The following is a 21,102-nucleotide window of genomic DNA, read 5'->3' as shown; positions in this document are numbered from 1 at the left end:
AGGAGCACAGAATGACCGTTAAAGTTATCGTCACCGATATGGACGGAACTTTCCTTGATGATGCCAAGCAGTACGATCGTGACCGCTTCCAGGCACAGTTTGAACAGCTTAAAGCCCGCGACATTGAATTCGTTGTCGCCAGCGGCAACCAGTATTACCAGCTCATCTCCTTCTTTCCGACGCTGAAAGACCGGATCTCCTTCGTGGCGGAAAACGGCGCGCTGGTGTTCGATCGCGGCGAACAGATTTTCCACGGCGAGCTGACGCGTCATGAATCGCAGATCGTGATTGGCGAACTGCTGAAAGACAAAGGGCTGAACTTCGTGGCCTGCGGGCTGGAGAGCGCCTGGGTCAGCGACCAGGCTCCTGAAGAATTCGTGGCGCTGATGTCAAAGCACTATCATCGCTTAAAGCGCATCAGCGATTACCGCGAAATTGACGACGTGCTGTTTAAGTTCTCCCTGAACCTGCCGGACAGCGATATCCCTAATCTGGTGGATAAACTGCACGTCTCCCTGGACGGCATCATGAAGCCGGTCACCAGCGGCTTTGGATTTGTGGATTTGATTATCCCCGGCCTGCACAAGGCCAACGGCATTAGCCGTCTGCTGAAACGCTGGAAAATCTCCCCGCAGGAGTGCGTGGGCATTGGCGACAGCGGCAACGATGCCGAGATGCTGAAGCTGGTGAAATATTCCTTTGCGATGGGCAACGCGGCAGAGAGCATCAAAGAAATCAGCCGCTACGGCACCGACGACAACAACCATCAGGGCGCGCTGAACGTCATCCAGGCCGTGCTCGACAACCATTCCCCGTTCGACGTCTGATCCTCTCCTCGCCGGAGCGTCGCTCCGGCCTCTCACTCTTTTTCCGACCTGTGGCTTGCGTCAAGTTTTTAAACTTGCATTAACTTATTTTTAACTTAAAGTATCACTTGTAGACACTTTTACTTTCGAATGAAAGATGCGAGGCAGTTATGACCTTTACCAGTGAAACCTTGCCAGCGGATCACAAAGCGGCAATCCGTCAGTTAAAACGTGAGCTGCGCGCGCAGATCGGCGACGTGCAGGCAGTGTTTAATAAGCTCAGCGACAAAATTGCCACCCGCGTGGCGGAAATCAACGCGCTTAAGAACAAAGGCGAATCCGTCTGGCCGGTGATCCCGTTTGCGGATGTGAAAAACGGCACCATTACCGACGCACAGCGCGAGGCCGTTAAACGCCGCGGCTGCGCGGTGATTAAAGGTCACTTCCCGCGCGAGCAGGCGCTGGCGTGGGATCAGTCGATGCTCGACTACCTCGATCTGAACAAGTTTGACGAGGTCTACAAAGGCCCGGGCGATAACTTCTTCGGCACCCTGACGGCCTCTCGTCCGGAGATTTACCCGATTTACTGGTCTCAGGCGCAGATGCAGGCGCGCCAGAGCGAAGAGATGGCGCAGGTGCAGTCGTTCCTGAACCGTTTGTGGACATTCGAGAGCAACGGCAAACAGTGGTTCGACCCGGACGTGAGCGTGATTTACCCGGACCGTATCCGCCGCCGTCCGCCTGGAACCACCTCGAAAGGACTGGGCGCGCATACCGACTCCGGCGCGCTGGAGCGCTGGCTGCTTCCGGCCTATCAGCAGGTCTTTGCCCGCGTGTTTGACGGCAACGTCGAGAAATACGATCCGTGGAACGCCGCGCACCGTACCGAAGTGGAAGAGTACACCGTCGATAACACCACTAAATGCTCGGTGTTCCGGACCTTCCAGGGCTGGACGGCGCTGTCGGACATGATCCCAGGTCAGGGGCTGCTGCACGTCGTGCCAATCCCGGAAGCGATGGCTTACATTCTGCTGCGTCCGCTGCTGGACGACGTGCCGGAAGACGAGCTGTGCGGCGTGGCGCCGGGGCGCGTGCTGCCGGTTTCCGAGAAGTGGCACCCGCTGCTGATCGAGGCATTAAGCAGCATTCCGGCACTCGAGGCGGGCGATTCCGTGTGGTGGCACTGCGATGTGATCCACTCCGTGGCGCCGGTGGAAAATCAGCAGGGCTGGGGCAACGTGATGTACATCCCTGCCGCGCCGATGTGCGAGAAAAACCTCGCCTACGCGAAGAAGGTCAAGGAAGCGCTGGAAACCGGCGCGTCGCCGGGAGACTTCCCGCGCGAGGATTATGAAAAAAGCTGGCAGGAACGCTTTACCGTGAACGATCTCAACATCCACGGCAAGCGCGCGCTGGGCATGGTTTAACTGTCATACAGCCCTTCCCGCTCCACGGCGGTGCGTCGTTTCCCCTGACGTATCCGCCGTACCGATTCCCGCACGGCCAGCGTGCCGTTAAGCAGCAAGGTTCCCACCGGCGCGTCCGGGCGCATCAGCCGCTGCTGGAGCATATATACCGCTTCGGTTCCCAGCTCATCGCGCGGAACGTGCACCGCCGTTAATGGAACATCCTGAATCGCCGCCAGGTTAAAGCCGTCAATGCTCATCACCGACACGTCCTGCGGCACGCGCAGGCCGTGGTTTTGTAATGCGCTAATGGTGCCCGCCGCCATAAAATCGCCGCCGACCAGGAACGCGGTAGGTAAATCCTTCCCCTGCACTTCACTGAGCCAGCCGCTGACCATCTGTTCCGTTTCGCGCGCGCTGAAGCTGGGCACCACCAGCAGATCGCGTTTATCGATGAATTTCAGGTTGTGAGACTGCCACGCGTCGCGGATCCCCGCCAGGCGCAGCTCCATGGTGTAGCGGCGCAGGCACAGCACGTTCATCACCTCACGGTGTCCCATCTCGAACAGATATTCCGCCGCCCGCTCGCCGATAGCGCGATGATCCGGCGCGACGGCAGGCAGACGCATGTGCCGGTCGCGGCAGTTAATCAGCATGCAGGGTTTACCCACGTCCACCGCCAGATCGTGGATATGGGGATCGTCGATGCCAAGAAGGATTGCCGCCTGAGTGTCCGCTTCGTTCATGCGTGCCAGAAACAGCTGGGCGTCGCTGTCGTTCTCCTCCAGCGCGCAGTAGCGAAGACGCACATCGTGGGACGCCAGGCCTTTACTCACGCTCTGGATCACGCGGTAGTAAAAGATGTCGGACCGCTCGTCAAACGCCCGCTGCGGGGCAAAAACCACCAGGCTGTTAAGCAGCAGACGCCCTGCCGCCATGCCGTCCATGACCCCCAGCTCCCGCGCGCACGCCAGCACCTTTGCGCGCGCTTTTTCACTGGTATTCGCTTTTCCCGCCAGCACTCGCGACACGGTGCTGATCGAGAGCTGCGTCCGGGCCGCGATTTCGGTGATTTTTAGCCTTTTGTCCATTTTGTGATCTGGCTCCATTTGCGAAATGAAAAAATTTTCATAGCGTATTGGTCAGACAATAGCTGACATAAAAGGCATCGTGCCAGAGGGTTTACGTCAGTTATGAGAAATTTTGCACAAAATCCACTTTTGCCCACTCATTTTCTTCCTTAAGGTGAACTTGTCACACAACTTCCATACTAGTTGTATACCAACTTAAGCATTTTAAACGGATATAAATCAAAGGCATAAAAATCCGTGTGACACCTGAACCTCCGTCCCCTTACCGTCCGTCTTGTGGAGAGTAAAATGAGTCAGGACATCAATAACACCGTAGCGACAAGCAAAACCCGTCGCGTCATCAAGAACCTGCGCTGGTACGTGCTGGTGCTGTTCTTACTTGGCGTCACCGTTAACTACATCACCCGTAACTCACTCGGGATCCTCGCCCCGGAACTGAAAGAGAGCCTCGGGATCACCACCGAGCAATACTCCTGGATCGTCGGTGCGTTCCAGATCGCCTATACCATTTTCCAGCCCCTGTGCGGCTGGCTGATTGACGTCATCGGCCTGAAGATTGGCTTTATGGTCTGCGCTGGGATCTGGGCGCTGATGTGTATTTTCCACGCGGGCGCCGGAAGCTGGCTGCACCTCGCTATTCTGCGCTTCTTTATGGGTGCCTCTGAGGCCGCCGCTACCCCGGCAAACGCCAAAACCATCGGCGAATGGTTCCCGAAATCAGAGCGACCCGTTGCCGCCGGCTGGGCGGGCGTAGGCTTCTCCATCGGCGCGATGCTGGCCCCGCCCATCATCTATTTCGCTCACGCGTCGTTCGGCTGGCAGGGCGCATTTATGTTTACCGGCGTGCTGGCGCTGCTGTGGGTGATCCTGTGGTGGGCGTTCTACCACAACCCGGAGCAGCACCCGAACCTGAGCAAGGACGAGCTGGCGTTCATCAAGCAGGATAACGAACCGCCTGCGGTGAGACTGCCCTTCCTGACCGCGCTGAAAACCGTCTCGAAAAACAAACGCTTCTACGGTATCGCCATCCCGGCCTTTATGGCGGAACCGGCCTGGGCGGTGCTGAGCTTCTGGGTGCCGCTGTACCTCGCCAAAGAGCACGGCATGGATCTGAAGCAGATTGCGATGTTTGCCTGGCTGCCGTTCCTCGCCGCCGACCTCGGCAGCGTGGCGAGCGGCTACCTGACGCGTCTGTACACCCGTCTGTTCGGCTGCTCGCGCGTTAACTCGGTCGTTGCCAGCTCCGTGACGGGCGCGTTTCTGATGATCTCGCTGGGCATCGTGGCCATTACCCGCGACCCGTACATCACCATCGTGCTGATCTCCATCGGCGGTTTCGGGCACCAGATTATCTCCTGCATGCTGAGCGCCCTGGTCGTTGAGTCGTTCGACAAAGGCCAGATGGCGACCGTCAACGGCATGCGCGGCTCTGCGGCGTGGATCGCCAGCTTCCTGTTCTCGCTGTTAATCGGCGTGACCGCCGACAAAATCGGCTTTAACCCGCTCTTTATTGCCATGGGCTTCTTTGACCTGATTGGCGCTGTCTTCCTGGTAGCATTTATTGCTGAACGTCGCGCCAAGCGCGCCTGATAGTGGATGTATTGCATATGAAAACCCTGAAAAACTGGACCCTTGATACGCAGTCGGCAAACCATCTGGAACTGCTGGTCGATAACCAGCACCGCCTGTGCCTGTATGTGCTGGAAGAGAACCTGTTCCGCGTGCTGATTAAACGCAAAGGCGAGCTGGCGCTGGACCGCACCTGGAGCATCGCGCCGGAAAAAGACGTGCCGTGGGAAGGCCGCCGTCGTGAGGATATAAGCGGTTTTTCCTGCCCGGCCTGGACCCTGACGCAACAGGATGAGACGCTCACGGTGGCAACCGAACAGCTGCGCGTGACGGTCCACCAGCCGCTGTGGCTGGAGTGGCACTACCGCAATGAGGCGGGCGAGTGGCAGCCGCTGGTCAACGACCGTCCAACCAGCGCCTACCTGCTGAACGCCCACGGCGACGGCGTGGCGCACTACCTCAGCCGCCACAAGGACGAGCGTTTCTACGGCCTGGGCGAAAAAGCGGGCGATCTGCAGCGCAACGGCAAGCGCTATGAGATGCGCAACCTCGACGCAATGGGGTACAACGCGGCCAGCACCGACCCGCTCTACAAGCATATTCCGTTCACTATCGCCCGCCGCGACGACGTCAGCTACGGCCTGTTCCACGACAACCTGAGCAGCTGCTGGCTGGATCTGGGTAACGAAATCGACAACTACCACACCGCCTACCGTCGCTGGCAGGCGGAAGCGGGCGATATCGATTACTACATTTTTACCGGCAAGCGCGTGCTGGACGTCACCAAAGCCTTTGTGCGCCTGACCGGGAAAACGCTGTTCGGACCGAAATGGAGCCTGGGCTACAGCGGCTCGACCATGCACTACACCGACGCGCCGGACGCGCAAAACCAGCTGATGAACTTCATCCGCCTGTGCGAAGAGCACGCCATTCCGTGCGACTCGTTCCAGCTCTCCTCCGGCTATACCTCTATCAACGGCAAGCGCTACGTCTTCAACTGGAACTATGACAAGGTGCCGCAGCCGAAGGTGATGAGCCAGGCCTTCCACGACGCGGGGCTGAAGCTGGCGGCAAACATCAAGCCGTGCCTGCTGCAAGACCATCCGCGCTATAACGAAGTGGCGGAGAGCGGCCTGTTCATTCGCGATTCAGAAACCGATGCACCGGAACGTTCCAGCTTCTGGGATGACGAAGGCTCGCACCTCGACTTTACCAACCCGCAGACGGTGCAGTGGTGGCAGAACGGCGTGACCACGCAGCTGCTGGAGATGGGCATCGACTCCACCTGGAACGACAACAACGAATATGAAGTGTGGGACGGGGAGGCGCGCTGCTTTGGCTTCGGCAAAGAGATCGCCATCAAGCACATTCGCCCGGTGATGCCGCTGCTGATGATGCGCGCCTCGCTGGAAGCGCAGCAGCGTTTCGCGCCGGAAAAACGTCCGTACCTGATCTCCCGCTCCGGCTGCGCCGGGATGCAGCGCTACGTTCAGACCTGGAGCGGCGACAACCGCACCAGCTGGGACACCCTGCGCTATAACATCCGCATGGGTCTGGGCATGAGCCTGTCCGGTCTGTTCAACGTCGGTCACGACGTCGGCGGTTTCTCCGGCGACAAGCCAGACGCCGAGCTGTTCGTGCGCTGGGTGCAGAACGGCGTGATGCACCCGCGCTTTACCATTCACTCGTGGAACGATGACCACACCGTGAACGAGCCGTGGATGTACCCGGGCGTCACGCCAGCCATTCGCGGCGCGGTTGAGCTGCGCTACCGCCTGCTGCCGTACCTCTATACCCTGCTCTGGCAGGCGCACGCCGACGACGAGCCGATGCTGCGCCCGACCTTCCTCGATCACGAGCATGATGCGCAGACGTTTGAGGAGTGCGATGACTTCCTGCTGGGCCGCGACCTGCTGGTCGCCAGCGTCGTCGAAGCCGGGCAGCGCGAGCGCCGCGTCTGGCTGCCGGATAACGCCACCGGCTGGTATGATTTTTACACCCACGCGTGGTATGCGGGCGGCCAGTCAATCGTCCTCGACGCGCCGCTGGAAAAACTGCCGCTGCTGGTGCGCGCCGGTGCCGCTCTGCCGCTGAGCGAACGCATTACGCATGTGAGTGCCGAAAACGATACGACCCGCGAGCTGAAGCTGTTCCCGGTGAAGGGCGTCGGCACGACCACCGGAATGCTGTTTGAAGACGACGGCGAAAGCTGGGGCTACCAGAACGGCAACGCGCTGTGGGTGGAGTGGGAAATGGTGTGCGACGGCGCAACCATCAACCTGAAGGTCAACGCGCGCGGGGATTATCGTCCGGCGTGGAAATCGCTTAAGGTGTCGCTGCCTGCAGGGGAAAAACGTACGCTGCTGGTGAACGGGGTCGAAGGGGGCGAGTGGGTGGTCTAGTGCGGCCTGATGCCCTCACCCTAACCCTCTCCCACGGGGAGAGGGAACAGAACGTAGGCCGGGTAAGGCGAAGCCGCCACCCGGCTTTTTTTTAGTTCTCGATACCTTTACTGCGCAGGTAATCTTCGTAATTACCGGTGAAGTCCACCACGCGCTCTGGCGTAATTTCGATCACGCGGGTCGCCAGCGAGCTGACGAACTCACGGTCGTGAGAGACGAAGATCAGGGTACCCTGATACATCTCCAGCGCCATGTTCAGGGATTCGATAGATTCCATGTCCAGGTGGTTGGTCGGTTCGTCCATCACCAGGATGTTTGGTTTTTCCATCATCAGCTTGCCGAACAGCATGCGGCCCTTCTCACCACCGGAGAGCACCTTAGCCGGCTTTTTGATGTCGTCCTGGCTGAAAAGCAGACGACCCAGGATGCTGCGCACCGCCTGCTCGTCGTCGCCTTCCTGCTTCCACTGGCTCATCCAGTCGAAGACGGTGAGGTCGTTTTCGAACTCATATTCATGGTCCTGCGCGTAGTAGCCAATCTGCGCGTTTTCAGACCACTTCACGGTGCCGTTATCCGGCTGCAGTTCGCCGACCAGGGTTTTCAGCATGGTGGATTTACCCACGCCGTTGGCACCGAGGATGGCAATCTTCTCGCCCACTTCCAGCAGCAGGTTGAATTTTTTAAACAGCGGACCGTTCTCAAAGCCTTTTTCAAGGGCTTCCACTTCCAGCGCGTTACGGAACAGCTTCTTGTCCTGCTCGAAGCGGATGAACGGGTTCTGACGGCTGGAGGCTTTGACTTCGTCCAGCTTGATTTTGTCGATCTGACGCGCACGCGAGGTCGCCTGACGCGACTTAGAGGCGTTGGCGCTAAAGCGGCTGACGAAGGACTGCAGGTCAGCAATCTGCGCTTTCTTCTTGGCGTTATCCGCCAGCAGACGTTCACGCGCCTGGGTGGCCGCCGTCATGTACTCGTCATAGTTGCCCGGATAAACGCGCAGCTCGCCGTAGTCCAGATCCGCCATGTGCGTACAGACCATGTTCAGGAAGTGACGGTCGTGCGAAATGATGATCATGGTGCTGTCGCGATCGTTCAGCGTCTGCTCCAGCCAGCGGATGGTGTCGATGTCCAGGTTGTTCGTCGGTTCGTCGAGCAGCAGGATGTCCGGGTTAGAGAACAGCGCCTGTGCCAGCAGCACGCGCAGCTTCCAGCCTGGCGCAACTTCGCTCATCGGGCCGTAATGTTGTTCAACAGGAATACCCACGCCGAGCAGCAGCTCGCCCGCGCGCGCTTCCGCAGAGTAGCCGTCCATCTCGCCGTACTGCGTTTCCAGATCGGCTACTTTATAGCCGTCTTCTTCGCTCATTTCGGCCAGCGCGTAGATGCGATCGCGCTCCTGCTTCACTTCCCACAGTTCCCCATGCCCCATGATCACGGTGTCGAGCACGGTGAACTCTTCGAAGGCGAACTGATCCTGACGCAGCTTACCGATACGCTCGTTAGGGTCGAGCGATACGTTACCGAGCGTCGGCTCCAGGTCACCGCCGAGGATCTTCATAAAGGTGGATTTTCCGCTACCGTTGGCACCAATCAGGCCGTAACGGTTGCCGCCGCCAAATTTGACGGAAATGTTTTCGAACAGCGGCTTACTGCCAAACTGCATAGTGACGTTGCTGGTAACTAACACGGGGAGATTCCTGCGAAAAGTGTGATAAACACGGCATTATGCCACAATTCCGAATTGAGATCCCGTGTTGCGGCAATCCACTAAACTTTAACAAAATCGAAAAAAATGTGATTTCGTACACATCTGAATTCCCTGTTAGCGGGAATGCACATATAATGCGCTCCCATCACAGATTCAGACTTATCAACTCATCGCCAGAATGGCTTAGATACCTCGCACAACATGAACATGAAATTAACAACGCTTTTTGCGGCGGCGTTAGCCGTAGTAGGTTTTTGTAAGACCGCGTCTGCGGTGACGTATCCCCTGCCAACAGACGGTAGCCGTCTGGTAGGCCAGAACCAGGTTGTGACGGTACCAGAAGGTAACTCTCAGCCACTGGAGTATTTCGCTGCGCAGTACCAGCTGGGCCTGTCTAACATGCTGGAAGCGAACCCGGGCGTTGACCCGTATCTGCCGAAAGCGGGCACCGTGCTGAATATCCCTCAGCAGCTGATCCTGCCGGATACCGTTCATGAAGGTATCGTGATTAACAGCGCCGAAATGCGTCTGTATTACTACCCGAAAGGCACCAACACCGTTATCGTGCTGCCAATCGGTATCGGCCAGCTGGGTAAAGACACCCCAATGAACTGGACCACCAAAGTTGAGCGTAAGAAAGCGGGCCCAACCTGGACGCCGACTGCCAAAATGCACGCGGAATACATCGCTGCGGGCGAACCGCTGCCAGCCGTTGTACCGGCAGGCCCGGATAACCCAATGGGTCTGTACGCGCTGTACATTGGTCGTCTTTACGCTATCCACGGTACCAACGCCAACTTCGGTATCGGCCTGCGCGTAAGCCACGGCTGCGTGCGCCTGCGTAACGACGACATCAAATTCCTGTTCGAAAACGTGCCGGTCGGTACGCGCGTGCAGTTCATCAACGAACCGGTGAAGGCGACCTCTGAGCCAGACGGCAGCCGCTACATCGAAGTGCACAACCCGCTGTCCACCAGCGAAGACCAGATCAACAACAACGAAATCGTCCCTGTTACGCTGAACAGCGCGGTGCAGGCGGTGACTTCTCAGCCAGACGTAGAAACGGCGATTGTTGACCAGGCCGTGCAGAACCGCTCCGGTATGCCGGTGCGTTTGAACTGATAGCGAAGCATTAAAAAAGCGGGCCTCGTTGCCCGCTTTTTTTTATCCGTTATTCACGATCACGATCCCGCCGTGGTCGTACCGATAGTGGCAGTGGGCATACTCCAGCGGCGTGCCGTCCTCCAGATAAATCACCTGCTCCACTTCCAGTACGGGATCGGTCTGCTCGCAGACCAGATGCTCCCTGTCCAGCGCGTTGGGCTTAAGCGCCCGCACAACTCGATACGACCCCATAATTTTCAGCCCCAGCGTCTCCTGCACGTACTGGAACACTGAACCTTCAAGATGGTTTTTCGTCAGGCCCGGCACCAGATTCATCGGCATCACCGTGGAATCCAGCGACATCGGTTCGCCGTTCAGCAAACGGAGGCGAATGAAGTCATAGATCGGCGCATCGGCGTTAATCATCAGCGACGCCTGCTCTTTTTCGTTCGGGAAGCGCAGCTCGAAATGCACTACCCGGCTGGTCACCGTGCCCAGATGCGCCCAGGTTTTGGTCGCGCCAAAGTAGTCGCTGCCGGAGAGGTCCCACTGCGAGAGCTGAAGGAAGTTTTTGCGGATGAACGTGCCCTGGCCCTGGCGGGTATAGACCAGACCTTCGACGATCAGCTGGCGCATCGCCTGCTGAATGGTCATCCGGCTGGAGTTGAACTCCGCCGCCAGCGCAAACTGGTCCGGCAGGGGTTCATTGGCGGCGTACTGCTGGCTGATAATGCGTTTCTTAATTTCCCGCGCTATGGTGATGTACTTCGCCGCCATCGTCCTTCCTTTCAGTTAGTTTTCTATCCCGCTGTTTTTCAACGCCACTCTCTCGGCAATCTTGAGGAAAGGCAGGTAGAAGAATACACCAAATACGATGATTGCCAACTGCACCACCACCGCCCGCCAGTCCCCTGCCGTGGCCAGCCAGGCGCTGAGAATGGGCGGCGTGGTCCACGGGATCATCACCACGCAGCGCGACATTAACCCCAGCGTGGTACAGAGCCAGGCGAAGTAAATGCCGATGGCGGGCAGCAGCACAAACGGGATCATCAGCGGCAGGTTAAACACGATCGGCAGGCCGAAAATCACCGGCTCGTTGATGTTGAACAGACCGGGCGCCAGCGACAGACGCGCCACCTGCTTCGCCGATTTTTGTCGGGAGAAGATAAAGATAGCAATCAGCAGCGATATCGTGCTGCCCGTGCCGCCCACCATGCCAAACGTCGGCACGAAGATGTTGTTGATGATATGCGGGATGGGCTGACCGTTGGCGAAAGCCAGCATGTTCTCGTTGGTGTTGATCAGCAGGAACGGCTCCAGCACCACGCTGTTAACGACTGACTGATGAATACCGAGCGTGAACAGGAAGTTACCGAAGCTGTAGATGAAAATCGTCCCCGGCAGGCTGGTGTTGATCAGCCGCAGCGGCTGCTGGATAAAGGTGGTAATAAGATGGATCAGGTCCGTGTGCAGCACGTTTGCCAGTATCGCCGCCAGCACCGCGAACAGGGAGAGCGTGAGGATGGTCGGGATCAGCGCGGTAAAGGATTTGCTCACCGCCGGAGGCACGTTTTCCCCGAGGGAAATGTTCAGCGCCTTCAGCCGCGAAATGGCGATAAACAGTTCCGTTGAGAGCAGCCCGATCAGCACCCCGGCGAAAATCCCGGTTGAGCCAATATTGGTGAACGTCAGCACCTGGGTGACGTTCACCGCGGCATCGCTGCCGACGGGCGTAATCTGCAGGCGCATCGGCATCATGATGATGAAGCTGCTGACGGCGATAACCACTGCCGAGACCGGATTGTCGAAATCTTTGTTGCGCGCCAGCGACCAGGCAATCATCGGAGCCAGCAGCAGCGCGGCGATGTTCAGCGTGCCGTTGATAATCGCCTCGCCCCATACCTTAAACTGCGCGAGCGTGTCGCCGTGAAAAATCCACGGAAATACCACGTTGTTCACCAGCACCGCCAGGCCGGCGAGGATGAAAATGGGCATCACCGTGGCGAAAGCGTCGCGCAGGGAGCGCAGGTGCACCTGATTAGCCAGGCGCGCCGAGAACTCTACAAACTTATCGACAAAAGACTGCATGTGCGGTGTTATTTTTGTTTCAGACATAGCGGATAGTTCCCATCAATCAGTCACAAAAACGGCCCGGCAGCGTACGGCTTACATCTCGCGTCCGTTGGTATGGATAACCTGTTTTAACCACGCGTAGCTCTTCTTCGGCACGCGCTTCAGGTCTTTCAGGTCGTGGTTTTCCCGGTTGACATAGACCACGCCGTAGCGCTTACGCATGTCGCCCTGGGAGCTGAGAATGTCGATTAACCCCCAGCCGAGGTAGCCGATCACCTCTGCCCCGTCCTCGAACATCGCCTCCTTCATGGCATTGATATGCGCCCGGTGGTAGTCGATGCGGTAGGTGTCCTCGATCGGATTGACGCCGTCCCAGGACTCAATCACCCCGATGCCGTTTTCGATCGGGAAGACCGGCATCCGCCAGTCGTTGGCGTAGCGGGTGATGATGGTGCGAAAGCCCAGCGGATCGATCTGCCAGTTCCACTCGGTGGCCTTCAGGTACGGGTTGTTTTTCTCGCCGTGCAGCAGGTAATAGTTCACCGGCGTGCCTTCCGGGATCGCATCGCTGTCCAGCGTTTTGCTGGCGTAGTAGCTGAAGGCCATATAGTCGTTTCTGGTGCGCGCCAGCAGCGCTAAATCCTCGGCGCGGTAGATATCGCCAAAGCCCTCCTGCTCCACCACCGCCATCACCGCCGGGCTGTAGCCCTGCCCTGCGAAGACGCGCAGCAGGTTCTGGTTGAGGAACTCGTCGTACTGCTGGGCGCAGAAGATATCGCGCGGTTTGCAGGTGGCCGGGTAGATCAGCTGGTGCGCCAGCATGCCGCCCATCAGCTGGCCCGGTCTGGTCTGATGCAGATATTCGGTCAGCGCCATGTGCGCCACCATCGTATGGTGCTGCAGCTCGTACAGCTCGCGCAGGGTTTTGTCGCCGTGCATATAGCCGGAAATGCGGAAGGCTTCCGGCATATGGAAGATGTTCTGCTCGTTGAAGGTCAGCCAGTACTTCACGCGGTCGCCATAGCAGTCGATCATCTTTTTGCCGTAGCGGATAAAGGCCTCCATCACGCGGCGGTCGTTGAAGCCGTTGTACTCCTGCGCCAGCGCCAGCGGCATATCGAAGTGGTACAGGCAAACCATCGGCTCGATGCCGCGGGCGATGAGATCGTCAATAAAGCGGTCGTAAAACGCGATGCCTTCGTCGTTAAAATCGCCGTCGCCCTGCGGGCAGACGCGGCTCCATGAGATCTGAAAGCGGTAGCAGTTCATGCCCAGATCCTGCATCAGGTCGAAATCTTCCCGGTAGCGGTGATAGGAGTCGGTCGCGACTTTCCAGTCGGAGACGTTCTCCCCGGCTTCGCGAATGTCGTAAACCGACATCCCCTTCCCACCCTCGTTCCATGCGCCTTCCGTCTGCATGCTGGACACCGAGTTGCCCCATAAAAAATTGGCCGGCAGCGAATTGTTCATGCTCTCTCCCTATATGACTAGTCATTTAAAATTTCATGACTAGTCATATAGGCGAAGATGAAATGGGGATCAAAGAGGAGGATCGTTTTTTGTGAGCAATGCGGGAAAAAAAGCCCCGGTTAGCGATGCACTACCGGGGCAAGGAAGGTTATTGTTGCGCGAGCTGATTGCGGCGATATTCCCCCTGCCGCTCCAGCATCCAGCCCGGGTATTCGCGCGGCAGCGCGCTCACCGTATCAAGCTGCTTGAGTTCGTCTTCGCTCAGTCGGATCCCGGTCGCGGCGATATTGTCGTCCAGCTGTTCGACGCGTTTCGCGCCAATGATGACGCTGGTCACCGCTTTCTGATGCAGCAGCCAGGCCAGCGCGATTTGCGCGACGGAGGCGCCCTTGCTTTCGGCGATAGTGCGCATCACGTCCACGCAGTCGAAGGCGCGATCTTTGTTCACCGGCGGGAAGTCAAACTCCAGACGACGACCGCCGGCTTCACTCTGACCGTCGCGGCCATATTTTCCGCTCAGCAGACCGCCCGCCAGCGGGCTCCAGACCATCAGCCCGACGCCTTCGCTCTGCATCATCGGTACCAGTTCGCGCTCAAGATCGCGTCCGGCAATGGTGTAATACGCCTGCAGCGACGCGAAACGCGCCAGCCCAAGACGTTCAGAAATACCGAGCGCTTTGGCAATCTGCCACGCCGCCCAGTTCGAGACGCCGATGTAGCGCACGTGGCCGTGCTGCACCAGGTTATCCAGCGCGTAGAGCATCTCTTCAATCGGCGTTGCGGGGTCGAAGCCGTGAAGCTGGTAGAGATCGATATGATCGAGCTGCAGGCGGCGCAGGCTCTCCTTCACGCTGCTGATGATGTGATAGCGCGAGCTGCCGCGCGAGTTCACCCCTGCCGTTCCCGTTTCGCCGAACACTTTCGTCGCGACCACCACGTTCTCGCGAGGGATCTTCAGGTTTTTCAGCGCCTGACCGGTGATCTCCTCCGAGCGTCCTTCCGAGTAAACGTCCGCGGTGTCGATAAAGTTGATCCCGGCATCCAGCGCGCGGCCCACCAGCTGCTCGGCTTCACTTTGCTGGAGCTGGCCAATCTTGCCCCACATGCCGCCCTCACCGCCAAAGGTCATGGTGCCGAGGCACAGTTCAGAAACAAACAGACCGGTGTTGCCCAGTTTTTGATAACGCATAACTTATTCCTCGCATGTCGATTGGGTACCCGATAGTTATACCCGCCCCTCAGCCATCGCGAATGTGGTGTTCCTGTCCGTTTCTTGCCCAATCCTCTGAATTTATCCGCGCGGGGCGTCGCCAAAGACGCTGTAGTTCGGTAACTGCACCTGCTGATACGGCTCCCAGCCGCCGCCGAGGGCCTTGTAGAGCGCCACCAGATCGAGCGCGCTCTGCACCTGCGCCTGCGCGCGCTGCTGCTGGGCCTGCGCCAGCTGACGCTGGGCGTCCAGCACGTCGATAAAGCTGGCAATCCCCTGGCGGTAGCTGTCGCTTGCCAGGTTAAAGGCGTTTTGCAGGGCGTCGATCGTTTTTGCGAGACCCGCTTCACGCTGCTGGTCGGTGCGATAGCTCACCAGCGCGTTTTCGACATCGCCGAGCGCGGTCAGCACCGTCTGGCGATAGTCCAGCACCGCCGCCCCCTGCTGCGCGCGCGCCACCTTGACGCTGGAGACCAGTCGACCGCCCTGGAAGATGGGAATGGAGACCTGCGGGCCGAAGCTGTAGAAGTGGCTGCTCCAGTCGGTCAGCCAGTTGGTTTCGCTGTTGCGCAGGCCAAACTGCCCGGAGAGCGTAAAGCTCGGGAACAGCTCCGCCACCGAGACGCCGATTTGCGCCGTGGCGGCATGAAGGTTCGCCTCCGCTTCGCGCACGTCCGGACGGCGTCGTGCCAGCGTGGACGGAATGCCGGTCTGCACGATATCCGGCAACGCCGGCATCGGCTGCGCAGACTGAAGTTCGCCATCCAGCGCCCCTGGGGGCTTGCCGAGCAGGATCGCCAGGCCGTTCATCGCCTGCCGCTCCTGCGCCTGATATTGCGGAAGCTGTGCTTCAAGGTTGCCTAACTGCGCCCGGGCGTTTTCCACATCCATCTGCGGCGACAGCCCGCCCCGCTGGCGGCTTTCGGTGAGATCCAGCGTCTGCTGCGCGCTTTTAATCTGGGTGTTCAGCGTGGCGATAATGCTCTGCGCCCCGCGCAGCTGGAGCCACGCGCGCGCCACTTCGGCCTCCAGCGATACCAGCGCGTCGTTACGCTGCTCGATAGCCGCTTTCTGCTGCGCTTCGGCGGCTTCCACCTGACGACGCACCTTGCCCCACAGGTCGATTTCCCACTGGGCGTCGAAGCTGCCCTGGTAGAGGTTAATCGGCTGCGTCAGCGGCCCCAGCGCGCCCTTCAGGTTGGGATCAATACTATCCACCTGGTCATACACGCCGTGGGATTTCAGCTCTCCTTCCAGTCCAAGCTGCTGGCGCGTCGCCTGCAGATTGCCGTTGACCGACGGATAAAACGCCCCGCCCGCCTGATTAATCTGCTCTCGCGCCCCGGTGATGCGCAGCACCGTCTGCTGCAGCGTCAGGTTTCCGGCAATGGCGCGCTCAACCAGGCTGTCGAGCTGCGGCGAGCCGAAGGTCTTCCACCAGCGCGGATTGGTCGCAGCGGAAGTAGTTTGCGATTTCACCGCGCTGTCGCCCTTATCGTTCCAGTGCGTAACGGCGGGCGGCGCAGGCTGCTGGTAGTCAGGCCCAACGGCGCAGCCCGCCAGCAGCATCATTATCATCAGGGGGTGTAAACGTCTGTGTATCATCAATGTGCTCCTGCACTCCCCTCGCTCTTAACCGGCGAGAGCAACAAACAAAACGGAATCAGTAACAAGGCCACCGCGCTCAGGATGGTAAAGACGTCGATGTAGGCCAGGATGCGTGACTGCTCAATCATGGTCTGGTACATGCGTCCGGTGGCGATGCCGGTGGGGTCGCCCACCTGGGTGGTGAAGTTCTGGATCGCCTGGGCGCTTTCGCGTATCGCCTGCTGGAACTGCTCGTTAAGCGGCGAGGCGTGGTACGCAAGATGCGCGCTGTGCGCCTGGGCGCGTTCGGTGATGGCCGCCGTCGAAAGGGATATGCCAATCGAGCCCGCGACGTTGCGGAACATGGTAAACAGCGCCGCCGCATCGGCATTCAGCCGCCTCGGTATTGAGATAAACGCAATCGTCGTGAGCGGCACAAACAGGAACCCCAGCCCTATCGACTGGGCGCTGCGAAACAGCACCAGGGTTTCGAAGTCGATATCCGGCGTCAGCGTTCGCGACCAGAAGAACGACACCGCCAGACAGGTAAATCCAAAGGCGATAATCCAGCGCGTCTGCACCACCGGCATCAGCTTCAGCACCAGCGGAATGGTTAACACAATCAGCACCGCCCCGGGCGACAGCACCAGCCCCGACCAGGTAGCGGTGTAGCCCAGATCCTGCTGCGCCAGCTGCGGGATCACCACCGAACTGCCGTACAGGATCATCGCCATCCCCGCCATCAGCAGGCTGGAGATGGCAAAGTTGCGGTCCTTCATGCAGTGCAGATCCACCACCGGCTTTCTGGCATACACCAGCCAGTAGATGGCGCCGATAATGCCGACAAGCGTCAACACGCCGAAGGTGCGGATAAAGTTCGAGTAGAACCAGTCCTCATCTTCTCCCCGGTCGAGCATCACCTGCAGACAGCCCAGCCCCAGCGCGATCAGGCCGATCCCCGTCCAGTCGATAGTCAGCTTCTCTTTTGATTTGCTCTCCCACGGCGGATCTTCCAGCAGCTGGTAGATCGCCAGCACCGTGACAATCCCCACCGGAATGTTGATAAAGAACACCCAGCGCCAGGAGTAGTTGTCGGTGATCCAGCCGCCCAGCGTCGGGCCGAGCACCGGCGCAACGATAATCGCAATGGAGGACAGACCAAACGCTTTGCCCCTGTCTTCGGGTTTGAAGTAGTCGAGCAGCACCGACTGCTGCGTGGGCTGCAGCCCGCCGCCAAAAAAGCCCTGCATCACGCGGAACAGGATGATCTGCCACAGCTCGGTGGCAATCCCGCACAGGAACGAGCAGACGGTGAACATGACGATGCAAATCAGGAAGAACTGCTTGCGGCCAAACACCCGGCTCAAAAACGCCGAGATGGGCAGCACGATGCCGTTCGCGACCAGATAGCTGGTTAACACCCAGGTGGATTCGTCATAGCTGGACGAGAGCGAGCCTGCCACGTGGGGCAGCGCCACGTTGACGATGGTGGTGTCCAGAATTTCCATGAATACCGCCAGGGTGACGACAATCGCCACCGCCCACGGATTGCTGGCGGGTTTCCAGCTGTCGTGGCTGTGATCCGTCATTCCACCGTCACCTTCGGTGCAACCGACAGCCCCAGCGGCAGCGGTTTGTTTGGATCCAGGCCCTTATCAATCACGATTTTGACCGGCACGCGCTGCACAATTTTGACAAAGTTACCGGTGGCATTTTCTGCCGGGAAGGCGGAGAAGCGCGAGCCGCTGCCCTGCTGGATACTGTCGACGTGGCCCTCAAGCTCCATATCCGGCCACGCGTCGACGGACACGGTGACCTTATCGCCCGGCTTCATGCGCTCGAGCTGCGACTCTTTAAAGTTCGCGACCACCCACACGTTCGGGGAAACCAGCGAGAACAGCGCCGTCCCCGCCTGCACCAAGGTGCCGGGCTGCACGTTGCGTTTGGTGACAACGCCGTCGAACGGGGCGCGGACTTCGGTATAGGAGAGGTTAAGGTTGGCCGTTTCCAGCTGCGCTTTAGCCTGATCGACCTGACGCTCGCGCGCTTCAACGTTGGTTTCCTGCTGGCGGATTTGCAGCTGGACCTGCTCTGCCACTTCCAGCTGCGCCTGAGCGCTGGCCAGCTCCGCCTGTGCGCTACGCAGCTGTGCGTTCGCGGAGTCGATACTTTGCTGAGTGGTCGCACGCGGGTCGACGCCGCGCTGACGACGGTACTCTGCCTGCGCGTTCGCCAGATCGGCCTGCGCTTTCAGCACCTGCGCTTTGGCTTCGTCACGCTGGGCGGGATATTGCACCTTCGAGAGCGCCAGCTGTGCCTGCGCCTGATGCAGTTGCGCGATAGCCAGCCCAAGCTGGGCCTGAGCCTGATCGCGCTGCGCGGTGGTGTCACGCGGATCGATAACCACCAGCAGATCGCCCTTTTTCACGCGCTGGTTATCGCGCACACGCAGCTCGGTAACGTAGCCCGCCGTTTTGGGGGCAATCGTCACCACGTCGCCGTCGGTAAAGGCGTCGTCGGTCGTCTCTTCGTTACGGGTTAAAAACCACCAGACCAGCGCCACGACCACCATTACCACCACGACAATGCCGAGGATAATTAACGGTTTCTTGCCCGGGCGCTTACGCTCATTATTGTTTTTGTCCTGCTCGTCAGCAGGCGGGTTTTGATCTTCAGCCATAGTTCAGCAACGGTCCTGTCAGTGAGCGGCATCACACTATGCCGTTCACTAAAGCTAGGACGTTGCTATACGTTTGCCAGGAAAAACTGACAAATTGCGCACTATATGAGAAGGAATATTCCGAAACCGATCGCCGCGGCCCAAACCAGCATCGGAATCGACCAGACGTGGAAACGCCACCAGATACGACGGTCGTTGGCCATGCGCAGAGCGATCAGGTTTGCCAGCGAGCCGGGCAGCAGCCCAAACCCGCCGATGTTGACCGCCCAGGCCAGAAGCGTATCGGGCGGAACATAGTTGAGCAGCAGAATGGTGGACGGCACGTTGCTGATAAACTGCGACAGGCCAATCGCCGTCAGCCACAGTCCCGGCTGAGACAGCGTGCTGACGCTGTGCAGAACGTTCTGCAACACCGGAAGCTGGATAAGGAGATGCACATCAATAAACATCGCCATAAAGACCAGCAGCAGCGTCCAGTCCACGCTCACCAGCACGCGACGCGCCAGGACGACAAAGCCTGCGGCAACGAGCAGGACGCCCGCCAGCTCATACTTCAGCTCCAGCGCGAACAGGAAGACGATGTATAACCCGAGACAGCTCCACACCAGGCGCGGCTGCCACTGCGGGCCGGTTGTGCCGCTGTGGTACTGCAGCTTTTTATCCGGAAACGCAAACCAGCACACCGCCATCAGCGACAGCATCATCACCAGCGCCAGAGGGGCCATCTGCCAGGTAAAGGCGGCGAACGACAGCCCGGACCGTCCCCACAGAAGGATATTTTGCGGGTTGCCGATTGGCGTCAGAAGCGAGCCCGCATTGACGGCCAGCGCTTCAAAGATGATCAGCCGGCTGACGGGGATCTCGCACAGCTTACGCAGCGTGAGCGTGAGGGGTACGATGATAAACAGCGCCACATCGTTGGTCAGAAACGTCGACAGCACCGCGGCGGAGAACACCATAAACAGGGACAGCCTGCGCTCGGTGGCAAAGCGGCGCACCATTTTACGGCCCAGAACGTCAAAATAGCCGCTCAGCTCGACCCCTTTGGTGAGCATCATCAAGCCGCTCAGGGTAATGATGGTGCGCCAGTCAATTGCGGCGGGCCAGGCGTGTGGCGCAAAAGGCACAAAGAGGCTTAACGCTGCGCCAATGATTAATAAGAGATGGAAGAAACGATCGCGTGCCAGGGCCTGCAGTCCGGGGATTTTCATTCAGCGGAGGGACCATATTTAAGGGTAAATTCGCGAAACTTCACCAGCGTCTCTTCGCTGACGTGGTGTTCCATGCCTTCCGCATCCCGGCGGGCAATCTCCGGGCTGACGCCCAGCACCAGCAAAAAATTCTCGACAAGCTGATGGCGCTCGCGGCTCTCCTGCGCGAGTTTCTCCCCTTCCGGCGTCAGAAAAACACCGCGCCAGGGGATCATTTCAATTAAGCCCACGGAGGCCAGGCGTTTTAACATTTTAGCGACAGTTGGCTGTGAAACCCCCAGCCTGGCGGCCATATCGACCTGGCGCGCTTCACCGACCTCACGAATCAGATCGGAAATGAGTTCAACATAATCATCAATCAGTTCACGCCGGTGCGCTTCACGGACCTGGCGAAAACCTTCGACATGTTCTTCAACATTCACCAGTTGCGTCGTTTTCCTCATTGTCGGATGACCTGCGCGACGGTTCATTGTACTTCCTCAGTGGGGTGACGCTTCCAGCGCCCGGATTCGAGAGCGCACATTGTAAACCATAGCTCCGCAAGCACAAAAAATTAACGAAATAGCCATAGCTATACAATATAGCCTATGCTATATCTGTATGTAATGCAGTCACCCTTCACGGATCGAAGGGATCAAAACTCAGGAGGTCTTATGAACGAATTCAAGAGGTGCATGACCGTGTTTACCCACTCTCCCTTTAAAGTGCGCTTAATGCTGTTGAACATGCTGTGCGATATGTTTAACAACAAACCGCATCAGGACGACAAACCTTCCCACTAAGCG

General features: G+C 58.7%; 17 protein-coding genes. 6 read left to right on the top strand and 11 right to left on the bottom strand.

Annotated features, from left to right (window positions below; all coding sequences use genetic code 11):
* Window positions 1-11: 11 nt before the first annotated feature.
* On the top strand, window positions 12-827 hold the full coding sequence (locus tag ACWKXN_RS01340; RefSeq protein WP_454543211.1) for a Cof-type HAD-IIB family hydrolase: 816 nt from the start codon (window positions 12-14) through the stop codon (window positions 825-827).
* Between the two features lie 149 nt (window positions 828-976).
* Window positions 977-2,233, top strand: coding sequence for a DUF1479 domain-containing protein (locus tag ACWKXN_RS01335; protein ID WP_454543210.1), 1,257 nt, complete (start codon window positions 977-979; stop codon window positions 2,231-2,233).
* On the opposite strand, the gene ACWKXN_RS01330 is transcribed toward ACWKXN_RS01335, so the two are convergent.
* Complete coding sequence (locus ACWKXN_RS01330; RefSeq protein ID WP_096151248.1) at window positions 2,230-3,303, bottom strand: LacI family DNA-binding transcriptional regulator; 1,074 nt, start codon at window positions 3,301-3,303, stop codon at window positions 2,230-2,232. The two genes, ACWKXN_RS01335 and ACWKXN_RS01330, sit on opposite strands and share 4 nt — an antisense overlap.
* Before the next feature lie 288 nt (window positions 3,304-3,591).
* Between ACWKXN_RS01330 and ACWKXN_RS01325 the strand changes: the two genes are divergently transcribed.
* Both ACWKXN_RS01325 and ACWKXN_RS01320 read left to right on the top strand, forming a co-directional pair.
* Window positions 3,592-4,893 carry an MFS transporter gene (locus tag ACWKXN_RS01325; protein WP_023335029.1) on the top strand — a complete coding sequence of 434 codons (1,302 nt, stop codon included), beginning with the start codon at window positions 3,592-3,594 and terminating at the stop codon, window positions 4,891-4,893.
* Window positions 4,894-4,910: 17 nt separating this feature from the next.
* Window positions 4,911-7,274, top strand: coding sequence for a TIM-barrel domain-containing protein (locus ACWKXN_RS01320; protein WP_454543209.1), 2,364 nt, complete (start codon window positions 4,911-4,913; stop codon window positions 7,272-7,274).
* A gap of 91 nt (window positions 7,275-7,365) precedes the next feature.
* Here ACWKXN_RS01320 and ACWKXN_RS01315 read toward each other — a convergent pair whose 3' ends face one another.
* Complete coding sequence (locus tag ACWKXN_RS01315; RefSeq protein WP_039261438.1) at window positions 7,366-8,961, bottom strand: ABC-F family ATPase; 1,596 nt, start codon at window positions 8,959-8,961, stop codon at window positions 7,366-7,368.
* Window positions 8,962-9,183: 222 nt separating this feature from the next.
* Here ACWKXN_RS01315 and ldtB point away from each other — a divergent pair, with 222 nt between their 5' ends.
* Window positions 9,184-10,104 carry a L,D-transpeptidase gene (gene ldtB, locus ACWKXN_RS01310; RefSeq protein ID WP_029740604.1) on the top strand — a complete coding sequence of 307 codons (921 nt, stop codon included), beginning with the start codon at window positions 9,184-9,186 and terminating at the stop codon, window positions 10,102-10,104.
* A gap of 42 nt (window positions 10,105-10,146) precedes the next feature.
* Here ldtB and ACWKXN_RS01305 read toward each other — a convergent pair whose 3' ends face one another.
* From ACWKXN_RS01305 to mntR, 9 genes are all read right to left on the bottom strand, one after another.
* Window positions 10,147-10,863 carry a GntR family transcriptional regulator gene (locus tag ACWKXN_RS01305; RefSeq protein WP_048976797.1) on the bottom strand — a complete coding sequence of 239 codons (717 nt, stop codon included), beginning with the start codon at window positions 10,861-10,863 and terminating at the stop codon, window positions 10,147-10,149.
* A 15-nt stretch (window positions 10,864-10,878) separates the two neighbouring features.
* Complete coding sequence (locus ACWKXN_RS01300; protein WP_454543208.1) at window positions 10,879-12,201, bottom strand: PTS sugar transporter subunit IIC; 1,323 nt, start codon at window positions 12,199-12,201, stop codon at window positions 10,879-10,881.
* A gap of 51 nt (window positions 12,202-12,252) precedes the next feature.
* Window positions 12,253-13,629 (bottom strand): glycoside hydrolase family 1 protein, encoded by a 1,377-nt coding sequence (locus ACWKXN_RS01295; RefSeq protein ID WP_048976795.1) that lies wholly within the window; start codon window positions 13,627-13,629, stop codon window positions 12,253-12,255.
* 148 nt (window positions 13,630-13,777) lie between these two features.
* A complete protein-coding gene (locus ACWKXN_RS01290) occupies window positions 13,778-14,818 on the bottom strand; it encodes an aldo/keto reductase (RefSeq protein WP_454543207.1) in 1,041 nt (346 codons plus the stop codon).
* A 102-nt stretch (window positions 14,819-14,920) separates the two neighbouring features.
* Window positions 14,921-16,444, bottom strand: a complete 1,524-nt coding sequence (locus ACWKXN_RS01285; protein WP_454543206.1) for an efflux transporter outer membrane subunit — start codon at window positions 16,442-16,444, stop codon at window positions 14,921-14,923.
* Window positions 16,444-18,015, bottom strand: coding sequence for a DHA2 family efflux MFS transporter permease subunit (locus tag ACWKXN_RS01280; protein WP_047061442.1), 1,572 nt, complete (start codon window positions 18,013-18,015; stop codon window positions 16,444-16,446). The genes ACWKXN_RS01285 and ACWKXN_RS01280 overlap by 1 nt, the downstream gene beginning before the upstream one ends.
* Entirely contained in the window at window positions 18,012-19,106 is a 1,095-nt protein-coding gene (locus tag ACWKXN_RS01275; RefSeq protein ID WP_454543205.1) for an HlyD family secretion protein, read from the bottom strand. Before ACWKXN_RS01275 ends, ACWKXN_RS01280 begins: the two co-directional genes overlap by 4 nt.
* A 101-nt stretch (window positions 19,107-19,207) precedes the next feature.
* Window positions 19,208-20,317, bottom strand: a complete 1,110-nt coding sequence (locus ACWKXN_RS01270; protein WP_033145002.1) for an anion transporter — start codon at window positions 20,315-20,317, stop codon at window positions 19,208-19,210.
* On the bottom strand, window positions 20,314-20,787 hold the full coding sequence (mntR, locus tag ACWKXN_RS01265) for a manganese-binding transcriptional regulator MntR (RefSeq protein WP_023310887.1): 474 nt from the start codon (window positions 20,785-20,787) through the stop codon (window positions 20,314-20,316). Before mntR ends, ACWKXN_RS01270 begins: the two co-directional genes overlap by 4 nt.
* Before the next feature lie 183 nt (window positions 20,788-20,970).
* Here mntR and mntS point away from each other — a divergent pair, with 183 nt between their 5' ends.
* Window positions 20,971-21,099, top strand: coding sequence for a manganase accumulation protein MntS (gene mntS / locus ACWKXN_RS01260; RefSeq protein WP_014831181.1), 129 nt, complete (start codon window positions 20,971-20,973; stop codon window positions 21,097-21,099).
* Window positions 21,100-21,102: the final 3 nt, after the last annotated feature.

It is taken from the genome of Enterobacter sp. UPMP2060, assembly GCF_053709655.1.
Note: the sequence above shows the minus strand (reverse complement) of the source record. Positions and strands in the feature narration are given on the sequence as shown.